Here is a 12,427-nt window from a genome sequence, read left to right on the forward strand (position 1 = left end):
TGATGGAAATACTGTCTGACGCAGAGATGCTTCGTTACAATCGCCAGATCATTCTCAAACAGTTTGATTTTGAAGGTCAAGAAGCTCTGAAACAGAGCTCAATCTTAGTGTTAGGTGCAGGTGGTTTAGGCTGTGCCTCTGCTCAATACCTTGCGACTGCGGGCATTGGTAAGCTAACGCTGATCGACGACGATGTTGTCGAGCTTTCAAATTTGCAGCGACAAGTACTTCACACCGATACTGATATTGGTAAGAAGAAGGTCGATTCTGCCGCTGAATCTTTGCAGGTATTGAACCCGCATCTGACGATTGAAACTGTCGAACACAGGCTTGATGACGAGGCGCTGGCGAAGCTTATTGAAATGCATTCACTCGTACTTGATGCCAGTGACAACGTCGAAACGCGCAATCAGTTGAACCGCTTATGTTACGCATCAAAAACGCCTCTAGTATCGGGCGCTGCGATTCGCATGGAAGGTCAGATTAGCGTATTCACTTATCAAGATGAAAATGCACCTTGCTACCAGTGCTTGAGCGCTCTATTCGGCAACGCTGCTCTAAGCTGTGTTGAAGCCGGTGTGATGGCACCTGTTGTTGGCATGGTGGGCGCGGCTCAGGCTTTGGAAGCTATCAAGGTTATTGCCAAGTTTGGACAACCAAAGCAAGGCAAACTTTTGATTCTTGATGCCATGTCGCACAGTTGGCGTGAAATGAATTTAATGAAAATGCCTAATTGTTCAGTGTGTGGATAAACTAAATCATATCCCCTCTTATCGAAAACCTAAGCCTTGACTTTATGTCAGGGCTTTTTTAGGTCTCTACATCAGCTTCTCATATCGCTTTATCAATTTGAAAGACTTTATGAGAGATTAGTTTCATTTGAGTTCTCATTTTGAGAATACAATAAAAAACCCAAAACTTTAAAATATAAAAGTTAAAAATCAACGAGTTAAAAATGGCACGTAACTTGTAAAAATATCTATACCTTCCATGACAAGGATGTAGATATGAGAATCACAACGTTAAGTTTGCTATTAAGTGCGCCATTGGTCGCCAACGCAGCGCCATTCGATACCTGCCCTAGTAAGGCATACCTATTTCAGTCGAAACCCGTTGAGGTTTGGGGCGTTAACCTAGTTACCGGCTCAACCACTCTGTTAGAAGACGATACGGGTATGAATGCCAATATCAATGGTGTTGGTTTCGACTTTCAAGACAGATACATCTACGGATACGACACCACCAACAAACGCTTGGTGCGTCTTGGTCAAGACTTCCAAGCGGAAGTCATCAATACCAGCGGATTACCAACCGACCATACCTTCTATGTAGGCGATGTCTACGACCATGTTTACTACCTATACCGCACAGGTAAGGGGCTGTTCACTGTTGACCTATCCCCTCTCGATTCAGATCCAAATGCGACTGTTACCGTTAACAAATTTGTAGGCAGCCCAGCAACCGTAAAATTGACTGATTTCGCCTTTCATCCAAGCGATGGCTCTCTATATGGTATTGATAATAACTCGGGCGGCTTGTACCAATTCAACCCAACCACAGGAGCCGAAACCTACATCGGAGACACCGGCGAGTTAGGTACGTTCGGTGCTGGCTATTTTGATATCAATGGCTACTACTACGTATCTCGAAACCAAGACGGTAAGATCTACCGAATCAACCTATCTCCCGACAACGCTGCCAATATCGCAGCAGGTATTGTTCCAGCCGATGAATTTGTACCGAATGGCCCAATTTCTGGTCAAAATGATGGTGCTCGTTGTGCTAATGCACCTGTTGTGGATGAAGACTCAAACATCGACTTCGGTGATGCTCCAGACAGCTACCTAACGTTACTGGCGAGCAATGGTCCTCGACATGAGCTTGATGGCATCACTTGGTTGGGTACAACACCACCAGATGCAGACTTGGATGGTTACGTTACTCCACAATCAGATGAAACTATTGGAGTGGACGATGAGTGGGCTAACGGTGGTATCGGTTTTGTTACTGCGCTTGAAGCCGGGCTTGATTCAAAAGTGGTAATTGAAGCTTCAACAACCGGTTACCTTTCGGCTTGGATCGACTGGAACCAAGACGGTAGCTTCGATGGTGCCAACGAACAAGTATTTACAGATTACCTGTTAGATGCTGGTGAAAATGAGTTATTCCTAAATGTCGATATCAACGCACTGACTGGTACCACATGGGCTCGATTCAGATTCAGTCAACAAACCAACTTAAGCTACTTCGGCGGTTCAACCTCTGGTGAGGTGGTCGATATTCAAGTCGATGTTCTTAACGATGGTGCCACCGCTCGTTACTTCCCAAGTGCTTCCGGTTACGCAACGCTCGCGTACGAAGATAACTGGCCATATAAAGCCGACTACGACATGAACGACGCTGTTCTTATGTATCGCATTACCGAAATCCTTAAAGATGGAAAAGTCGTTAAGTCCACTATTGACGGCCGCCTAGCTGCTGTCGGGGCAACGTACAGAAATGGTTTTGCTGTTCGACTTCCTAACTTAGACCCGAGCTTAGTGAGTAGTGGCAGCTCTTACATGAAACACAATGGTGTATTCACTGGCCTCGACCTAGAAGATGGACGTAGCGAAGCAATCTTTGTTATCGCCAATGATCTGACAGAAAAAATCAGCACTGGCTGTACTTTCTACCGCACCAGTAATGGATGTAAAGAGGATGAGCAGTTCTCATTCCAAATTGGTATTACTTTAGCCGGTGACGGTGTGAGTACAGGCAGTTGGACCGATATGCCTTACGACCCGTTCATCTTCGCAACGCCTGGGTATTATCACGGTGAAAACCTACCTCTACATCCAGGACGCAGCTGGGAGGTTCACTTGCCAGACCAAGCGCCAACCGAAGCATTTGATACCACTAACCTCTTTGAAACTGGTTTAGGCGTCGATGACAGTAATCCATCAACAGGTAAATACTTCAAAACAGTAGAAAACCACCCTTGGGCACTAATAGTGACTTCGGGTGACGAATGGGAGTGGCCTCTAGAGTACGTCGATATTGTTACCGCTTACCCAGAGTTTAAAGGATACGCAGAATCCGGCGGTGAAACGAATCAGACATGGTACCAATCGCCTGCAGACAACCAACGTTACGAACCATAAGGAGAAACGCTATGAATACTCAAAATAAACAATATCGAGAAACTCATTGCGTTGATTCAAGTCGCAATCTCTTTGAGGAAAAACGTATGTCTGTACAAAACACTTGGAACATGAAGAAGTCACTAGCCGTTATTTTAGCAGCAGCGCCATTAGTATTAGCCGGTTGTGGGGGCGGCGGTGGTGGTGGCGGTAGCAGTGCATCGACTCCATCGCCATCTACACCCTCGACACCTGCAACCCCGTCGAATCCGGTAACAGCAACGCCTTCGCCGTCTCCCGCGACAAGTGCGGTAGCAGCGCAAAGCTATACTATGAGTGATTTGGTGGTACCTGACGGGTTTGACTACAGCTCTGTTGAACAGTTTGATCTCGACATCGACATCAGCAGCATTTCGACAGATCGTTCTTTTGTGACCGTATACAGCCGCTTTAGCACAAGAGATGACTCAACCTTGAAGCCGGATTACTCCAGTAAAGTCATTGCAGGCCCATTAGATAATGGTGTGTTCGCCTCGAACTTTGCAGCACCGGTAAACCATGAAGCACTCTTGATAGAGATTTGGTTTTACGATGGTCAACCTCCATTACAACAAGTGGTTTCTAGCGGCGACTCTCAGATTGTCTGGCAGTAAATCGTTTAACAGCAGGTAACTTGTCGTTAGTTAGGTCTATGACGAAACAGAGTCAAATTGGTTGTTTGTAAGTAAGAAGTGAGCAGATATGCTCACTTTTTTGTTTTCGTCGAAGAGCGGTTAATTCAGCTTTCTTAGCGAGTAGCATTCACTTTACCACCAATCTCACTTATATTTTCAACATAACCTTCAAAGACTTACTCTCATGAAACAGTTAAAAATAGGTCTATTTATCTTAATGTGTGGCGTAGGCGTGTTAGTTGCCCTTGCCTATTTCCCGCTAACCTCTGAGACGGGGCAACGCATTCAAGCCAAAGTCATTTCGAACACGCTGACTCAATCCTTAGATGGACACAGGCGTTATCTTACGGTTCAGACAAAAGATAATGACGTATTTCGGGTCTCTATTGCTCCTACCACAGACTGCCCTATTGATTCTGTAGTCTCGCTTGATACATTAAGTAACCAAATCACCGGACAAAGCAGCTATCAGTTAATCCACTGTAGAGCTGCACCTTAGCCGCCGATATAACAACAGCTATAACTACAACAAGAATGGATATAACAATAATGAATCAGCCACTCATCTCACCAGAACAACTTCAACAACGTTTGCTAGCAGAAGACAACATCATCATCTTAGACGCCAGTATCGAATTTCAAATTCCAAGTGAGTCTGAAAAGATCAAAGGACAAATGATTCCTGGAGCAATTCGTTTCGACTACGACAAAGACTTCAGCAACAAACATACCCTACTTCCTCACATGTTCCCTTCCGAAAAACACTTCAACACTCGTGCACGTGAAATTGGTATCAACCAAGACAGCACGATTGTGGTGTACGATAACTCCGGAACCTTCGCTTCGCCCCGTGCATGGTGGATGTTTATGGCAATGGGACACAACAACGTACACATTTTAGACGGTGGCTTGCCAGCATGGATTGAAGCGGGTTACGCGACGGACACATCGTACAGAGCTGAAGTAACACCAGGCAATTTCGAAGGCAACATTCAAGACAACTACTTTGTGGATGCAAAGCAAGTCCTAAGCTATTCAGAGAACAAGAGTGCCAATATTCTGGATGCTCGATCTCAAGCTCGTTTTGATTCAGAAGTGCCTGAACCAAGAGCTGGATTACGCAGCGGGCATATTCCAAACTCAGTTTGTCTACCATTCGCACAAGTGCTGAACAACGGCAAGTTGAAACCACAGAGCGAGCTTGCAGAAATCTTTTCTACGTTAGACTTAACGCCAACTCAACCGATGTTCTTTAGCTGTGGTTCAGGTGTGACTGCCTGCATCATTTTGTTGGCTGCTAAATTGGCGGGATACTCGGGTGAAATGGGAGTTTACGATGGCTCATGGACAGAATGGGGTGCTAACGACAAACTCCCTATCGCCGTGACTAAAAAGTAATTCAACTTCGCTTAATGCAACTATTGGAATATACTGCACATGCATAAAGAGCTTACTGATAATGATGGCCCCACGTCTCATGAAGTAAGCCTCTATGTCGCAGTTAACGCTATGTTCATTTGAGACCAAGACTCGATTCACGCCGTTTGATTTGTAACCCACATCAACTTGCTAACCATAATTCGTGATTAATCATAGACTAATCGTTATCTACTTTATGAATATTAATTTTTCACTCAAGAATCTCTTCTCGTAGTCGTTACACTATTTAATCATTAATACTTTCATCTTTGATGTTTGTATCTTTCGTTGCATGAATCACGCTGACGAGCCAATAGGTCGTCGTCTGCACTCTGTGGAAAGCAGTAACCAACAAAAGGCATCTCATGGCTCTATTTAAGAAAAATATCTGGTCTCTGTACGCGTTTATCGTACTCCTGACCCTGATACTTTTCGCCGCGTTGGGGGTAACAAATTGGAAAGCAAACAGAGACGACTTCACAGAACAGCAACACATTCAGGTGGAACTTTTTTCTAGCTCTGTCAACTCACTGCTGACCAGTCAAGAAGCCTTGTTAGAAGTGGTCGGCCATCAACTGGCTCAACAGTCTGACTTTACACGTACTGCGTCTATCCAAATTAGGCCAATTTTAGACAAGCTACTGAAACCCACCCAGCTATAGCAGCATTTGGCTTGTTAAACACTGAGGGTGACTATCTCTCTGTCAGCTCAAATCTCCAACTTGCGAATCAAAAGAACTTACTGCAATACACGGCGACGAGAGATTCCTTTTTAGACGCCTTATCCAGCAGTAGCATGGTGCTTGGGCGTACTTATTATCAAGAGACATTGAAAAGCTTGGTTATCCCGCTGAGAAAATCCATTTCAATCGATGGCAAAAAGATCGATGCAGTCATGACCGCAGGACTACGATTAGACGCCACAATCGTATTTGAAAACAATGCCCATGCGGGAACTTTCAACACACTGAGCCTAATCAGAACAGACAACTATCGCCAATTTTATTCAAGTGATATCGAATCTGTAAGTGCGTATTCCGCTCCTGTCGCTAAAGATATCACACAACGTATTGAGCGCACCTTTACCGAACACTTCGGTATTAGCGTACAAGAAGCGATGAATGGGAAAGGAACCTACTCCTTTGTTGTCGATGATGAGCAATACCACTCTTTGATGAGCGCCAAATACATCCCAAACTACAAACTATGGGTGGTTGGACGTACTGACCTGGCTCACGTCGATAGTATATTTGTACGAGAGTTCAGCATCCTTTTCGTTGCCTTTATTTTTCTTCAACTCGGTTTCTACTTTTTGGTGAAGTCAATTGCCAAGAACGAACAACGCACTCGCAGCCAACTCATTTACCAGGCTAACCATGACCCATTAACCTCTCTGCCAAACCGTTTGTACATGCGTAAAAATATTGGCAAATGGATTGACGATGAGTCAGAAGAATTTTCGCTACTATTTATCGATATCGATAACTTTAAATGCGTCAATGACACCCACAGGCATGACTTTGGCGACAAGGTTCTCAAGCAAATCGCTTTGCGTTTGATGAGGTTCCGATCTCGCCTTAGCCTATTGGTACGTGAATCAAGCGATGAATTCTTGTTCTTAACGCCCTTGTCGAATGAAGCTGAGATTAAACGACTCGCCAAGCGCATAATTGAAGTACTTTCTCAGCCTTATGAACTTGAAAATGCTCAGTTTTTGTTAGGTTGTAGTATCGGCATAGCGCGTTTCCCTGAGCACGGAAAAGATCTGGATAGCCTATTACGTTCTGCCGATATATCGATGTACAAAGCAAAACAACAGCAAAACTCGTACAGTATTTTCACGACGGAAATGCAAGAAGCGCACCTCTATAAAATGAAAGTAGAGCAAAGACTACGTATCGCTATCGAGAAGCAGACCCTGTTCATGGTTTTTCAGCCACTGGTTCGTGCAAATGAGAGTATTCATGGTGTAGAAGCACTCGTTCGCTGGATTGATGACGAGTTGGGCTTTGTTCCGCCAGATGTCTTTATACCGATAGCTGAGAACACGGGCTTAATGCAAAAACTGGGGACTTTTATTATTGAGTCCAGCATTATGCAAATCGCCCACTTGCATCGAACAACGGAACAAAAGATCGGGCTCTCGATCAACATATCAGTGCGTCAGTTTTCTCATCGATCCTTCTCTGAGCACTTGTTCGCGACACTAGAAAAGTATCAACTCTCTCCTAGCTGTTTAACGCTAGAAATTACGGAGAGCTTATTCATTGAAGATGTGACTTTGGTGAAACCGACTTTTGAAGCCCTCAAAGAGAAGAATATAAAGATCTCTTTAGATGATTTTGGTACAGGCTATTCATCACTAAGCATGTTGAAAGCACTACCTATCGATGAGCTTAAAATCGATAAGAGCTTTATTGAGAACATTGCTGTCGATCAGCAGTCACTCACAATGGTGCAAAACATCATCGCAATCGGTAAGAACTTCGGCATGGTGGTATTAGCAGAAGGCGTAGAATCAAACGAACACTTCGCAATTCTAAAGGCATGTGGATGTGACTTAATGCAAGGCTATTACTTCTCTCGCCCTACTCCTTATGATGAGCTGGCTACTCACCTAAACAAGCAGATGACTGAGCACGCGGAATGTTCTGTTTAACAACGTGAGTTAAATAGACGAGCAAAATAAATAAGGTAGGCGGATAAACCTACCTTATTTTCTGGGTATTTTTCCATCGGTTATTTATTCATTTCACTATGCATTACATCTATCAACTGCCCGGAAGGATCTCCTGATAATTCCCAAGTAAAAATTCCGCCTAGGTCTGATTTCTTCGCCCATTCTGCCTTTGCTTTAATAGAATGTTGATCTTCAAAAGATATGAATACCTTTTTATCTGGGTTCCACAAATAAGGTGCTTGAGCTTGTTCATCGTACTTGTACTCATAACCTTGTTTGCTGCTGTAGTTATTTATAAGATCCCAGAACATAAAGTAACCATTTTCACCGGTACCAAACTGCGCCCCTTGTTCAGAAACCAGATCACCTTTGGGCAACTCACCAGCAAAATCTTTTGTCCCTTGCCAGCCTCGACCATAAAAAGCCGCCCCGATCACGAGCTTCTCGCTAGGAATACCTTGCTCAATCATTTGATTAATGAAGACATCAGCTCCCATTCCCCACCAACTGCGCTCTGTAGCATGCAAGTTTGTTGTGTGACCAGTCTGAGTTCCCCACCCACCAAGGAAGTCATACGTCATCGCAAACATGTTCGTCAAATATGGGCTGGCTGCATTCCAGTCAATTTGTGCAGATTTAGCACCAACACCGACAGCTGTTGAAAGCTCGTAATCTCTTTGAGTCGTCTTTGATAGAGCATCCAAATCACTTCTAATTGTTTTTACCAAAAGTGTAAACGCTTCACGCTCTAGTGCTTTTTGCTCATCGGTTAGTTTAGTCTCTGGGTTCCAAGGCGAAGTAGTTAAGCCGCCGCCTCCTGGGTATTCCCAATCAAGATCAATACCATCAAAAAAGTCATATTTTTGAATCAACTCAACAGCAGTTTTTGAAAAGTGTGCAATGGCTTTAGGATCTTTTGCCATCGCATGGAAAGGTTCAGACATTGTCCATCCACCAAATGATGGCAATATTGTAATGTCTTTATTGTCGGCTTTAAGCTGAGCTAATTGAGCAAAGTGGCCTTTATAGCCAACATCAACGTCCACGTCTCCAAAATCGACTTCTAACGCAGCTTCTTTATCCACAATAATCGCGGTATATGGTTCTTTGTTTGCACATTGCTGCTTAATTTGTTTTTGGACTGGCTCACCAGCACCGCTATGAGGCCCACACATACTCAAGAAGGCGTAAATAATATGTGAGAGCTTATCTGCAGGTATGTCGTCAACAGTATAAGGGTTGTCTTTATTCAGATATTGCCAATCCGCAAAATACCCTGCGACGACTTTATCATCGGCATGTGCCGTAGGTGTGAGCATACAAGCCGCAGCTATTAAGCTAAGCGCAATAATAGAATTAGATTTAAAGATAGAACTTGATTGGTCACTGTTGCCAGAAATAGCTTGTGTGATAAATGACAGTTTCATAATTATCTCCTTTAGTGTGGCTTAACATTAAAGAGTGATAATTCTTTCAACCGCTGAACAAATTCACTATTCGAGTCATATCTAATAGTTATCCCCTTTATTACACTGGTTTCATTAGGGGAATTTCCATGATTGCTCAAATAGTGAATTCAACGAAATATGAATGTCTTACTATTCACTGCCGTTTGGTTTATTCACGCTAAGTTGCTCATCCAAGTTAAGTACCGTCAAAGCATTACTTACGCTGGTTGCTATCACGTCTACCACGCCGGTTCTTAGTGCACCTAGTAAAGCTAATGGTTTACTGTTCTCGGCAGCGATGGCAATGACTTCTGCAATTGGGCGGAATTCTTCCAAGGCCAAACCAATCACACGGTCACTCATTACTGTGTTTGCTGTTTTACCGTGAACATCGAAAAAATCATAACCCGCAAAGTCACCGACGACACCTTGTAATAAACGAGATTGAACGACCTCACCTGCGGTAAACCAGCCTAAGTCGACCATATAGCTGTTTTCGCTCATATCACCGATACCGACCAAAGCGACATCGGCTTTTCGAGCGAGATCGAGTGTCTGCTTAACGGTGCTGTTTTCCATGAATGCGGTTTTTTGCGCTTTATTCTCGGCATAAGCCGGCGCGTATAAGGTTTCAGAAGATCCACCGTACTTTTTGGCTAGCTGCCTGCATATATGGTCGGCGTTAAACATACCGCCTCTTGGGTGAATACCGCCGATACCACACACGAATTTACAGTCTCGTGGCGTAATGACGCCAGTGTGGTGAGCAACAGACGATACGTTTCGCCCTTGCCCTACTGTCACCACCATACCGTTTTTCAGTGTACTGGTAAGATAGTTAGACACTAAACCCGCAACCTGTAATCGCTGCTTCTCTTCATTTGGTTGGTCTAGTGCCACAAGCGCTCGCTTTACACCAAATCGTTCGATCAAACGTTGCTCGATCTTCGCACTAAAGACGGGGTGGTATTTCACGGTGATCTCAACAATGCCCTCATCTCTGGCTTGCTTGAGCATTCGACCAACCTTTGCACGGGAGATAGAGTACTTTTTAGATATCTCTTCTTGCGTGGCACCATCTTGATAATAAGCAACCGCTACTTCAGTGAGGAGATCAGTGTTTTCTTCGGAAACATCTTGGATATTCTTACTCATATACCACTCAACCAATATTTAACAATTATTTTACCTGCTTGAAGAACAAATGTTCGATGCTTAAGCAAGTGATACACAAGTTTACACTCCGAACATATGTAACAGCAAGGTACATTTGCTCATCGTCATAACCATGGTTTTGTTGTTGATTAATTCACCTCACTTTGCTCGTTAAACGTTTGCTTGCATACCCCATGATTACTAGAGCGAAATATATTTGACTAAAGTCACCATACAGCACTATTTACCGTTGACTTTGGGGCTAGATCGGATAAATATGGCTACATCATTTACTCATCGAGCGATCAAATGTTCTGTGCAAATGTTCGTTCGGAGAAAAATTTAAATTAATGTAAGTTTGGCTCACTGGTACAACCATTGAGAACTTCATTAGTTAGCTTGCAAATGCCCACACCTCTCCCATTAATGAGGTGTTATGCGATACATAGGATGATCAAAATGAGCAATAAATTAGAGCAACTTCGTAAACTAACAACTGTTGTAGCTGACACTGGCGATATCGAAGCTATCAGCAAGTACACTCCTGAAGATGCAACAACTAACCCATCTCTAATTCTTAAAGCTGCTCAAATTGCTGAGTACGCTCCTCTAATCGATGCTTCTATCGAATACGCAAAAGCGCAAAGTGGCGATAAAGCACAGCAAGTTCAAGATACTTGCGACATGCTTAACGTGAACATCGGTAAAGAAATCCTGAAAGTTGTACCTGGCCGTATCTCTACTGAAGTAGATGCTCGTCTTTCTTACGACATGGAAGGCAGCGTTGCTAAAGCTCGTCAACTTATCAAAATGTACAACGACGCTGGCATCACTAACGACCGCATCCTTATCAAACTAGCTTCTACTTGGGAAGGCATCCGTGCTGCTGAAATCCTAGAGAAAGAAGGCATCAACTGTAACCTAACGCTTCTATTCTCTTTCGCTCAAGCTCGTGCTTGTGCTGAAGCTGGCGTATTCCTAATCTCTCCTTTCGTAGGTCGCATCATGGACTGGTACAAAGCGAAAGAAGGTCGTGATTTCGAAGCTTCAGAAGATCCAGGCGTAATCTCAGTTTCAGATATCTACAACTACTACAAAGACCACGGCTACAAGACTGTTGTTATGGGCGCAAGCTTCCGTAACATCGGCGAGATCCTTGAACTTGCGGGTTGTGACCGTCTAACTATCGCTCCTCAACTTCTAGCAGACCTAGAAGCAGCAGAAGGCGAAGTAGTAGAGAAGCTTATCGACTCTAACGGTACTAAAGAGCGCCCAGCAGCGATGACTCACGCTGAGTTCCTATGGGACCACAACCAAGATGCAATGGCTGTTGAGAAACTGGCTGAAGGCATCCGCAACTTCGCCGTTGACCAAGGCAAACTAGAAGACATGATCGCAGCTAAGCTGTAATCACTCTTACCAAATTCAAATAGGGGAACGTTCAGTTCCCCTACTTTTATCAATTTTGTTTTTCTTAATTTTTATTCGGAAGTTCTTATGAATCGCAAACATCTAGCTAACGCTATTCGTGCTCTAAGCATGGACGGCGTACAACAAGCAAACTCTGGTCACCCAGGCGCACCTATGGGTATGGCTGATATCGCTGAAGTACTTTGGCGTTCTCACCTAAACCACAACCCAGCAAACCCAGAGTGGGCTGACCGCGACCGTTTTATCCTGTCTAACGGCCACGGCTCAATGCTGATTTACTCTCTGCTTCACCTAGCAGGTTACGAGCTTTCAATTGAAGATCTTAAGAACTTCCGTCAACTGCACTCTAAGACTCCAGGTCACCCAGAGTACGGCTACGCACCAGGCATCGAAACAACGACTGGTCCTCTAGGCCAAGGCATTACTAACGCTGTTGGTATGGCTATGGCTGAGAAAGCGCTAGCTGCACAGTTCAACAAAGAAGGCCACGACATCGTA

Annotated in this window: 8 protein-coding genes and 2 pseudogenes; 8 read left to right on the forward strand and 2 right to left on the reverse strand. The window is 44.1% G+C overall.

Annotation, left to right across the window (positions count from 1 at the left end; genetic code table 11):
* Window positions 1-2: 2 nt before the first annotated feature.
* The 6 genes and pseudogenes from moeB (at window position 3) to A142_RS18595 (ending at window position 7,874) form a co-directional block, all read left to right on the forward strand.
* Complete coding sequence (moeB, locus tag A142_RS18570; RefSeq protein ID WP_029405488.1) at window positions 3-752, forward strand: molybdopterin-synthase adenylyltransferase MoeB; 750 nt, start codon at window positions 3-5, stop codon at window positions 750-752.
* A 255-nt stretch (window positions 753-1,007) separates the two neighbouring features.
* Window positions 1,008-3,143, forward strand: coding sequence for an LruC domain-containing protein (locus A142_RS18575; protein WP_019822864.1), 2,136 nt, complete (start codon window positions 1,008-1,010; stop codon window positions 3,141-3,143).
* 11 nt (window positions 3,144-3,154) lie between these two features.
* Window positions 3,155-3,775: a hypothetical protein gene (locus A142_RS18580; protein ID WP_019822867.1), complete on the forward strand. Its 621-nt coding sequence runs from the start codon at window positions 3,155-3,157 to the stop codon at window positions 3,773-3,775.
* A gap of 205 nt (window positions 3,776-3,980) precedes the next feature.
* Complete coding sequence (locus A142_RS18585) at window positions 3,981-4,295, forward strand: hypothetical protein (protein WP_019822868.1); 315 nt, start codon at window positions 3,981-3,983, stop codon at window positions 4,293-4,295.
* Between the two features lie 50 nt (window positions 4,296-4,345).
* On the forward strand, window positions 4,346-5,194 hold the full coding sequence (locus tag A142_RS18590; protein ID WP_029405489.1) for a sulfurtransferase: 849 nt from the start codon (window positions 4,346-4,348) through the stop codon (window positions 5,192-5,194).
* Between the two features lie 386 nt (window positions 5,195-5,580).
* Window positions 5,581-7,874, forward strand: a pseudogene (locus A142_RS18595) (putative bifunctional diguanylate cyclase/phosphodiesterase).
* Window positions 7,875-7,954: 80 nt separating this feature from the next.
* Here the strand turns inward: A142_RS18595 and A142_RS18600 are convergent.
* Both A142_RS18600 and A142_RS18605 read right to left on the reverse strand, forming a co-directional pair.
* The gene (locus A142_RS18600; protein WP_019822872.1) at window positions 7,955-9,322 is read right to left on the reverse strand and encodes a glycosyl hydrolase family 18 protein; all 1,368 of its coding nucleotides are present in this window, start codon (window positions 9,320-9,322) and stop codon (window positions 7,955-7,957) included.
* Between the two features lie 171 nt (window positions 9,323-9,493).
* The gene (locus tag A142_RS18605; protein ID WP_017065721.1) at window positions 9,494-10,498 is read right to left on the reverse strand and encodes a sugar-binding transcriptional regulator; all 1,005 of its coding nucleotides are present in this window, start codon (window positions 10,496-10,498) and stop codon (window positions 9,494-9,496) included.
* A 459-nt stretch (window positions 10,499-10,957) separates the two neighbouring features.
* Here A142_RS18605 and tal point away from each other — a divergent pair, with 459 nt between their 5' ends.
* Entirely contained in the window at window positions 10,958-11,908 is a 951-nt protein-coding gene (gene tal, locus A142_RS18610; protein WP_009845571.1) for a transaldolase, read from the forward strand.
* 87 nt (window positions 11,909-11,995) lie between these two features.
* Window positions 11,996-12,427, forward strand: a pseudogene (locus A142_RS18615) (transketolase); the annotation flags it as partial.

It is taken from the genome of Vibrio splendidus 12E03, from assembly GCF_000272105.2.
In the GTDB taxonomy this organism is placed as follows: domain Bacteria; phylum Pseudomonadota; class Gammaproteobacteria; order Enterobacterales; family Vibrionaceae; genus Vibrio; species Vibrio splendidus_I.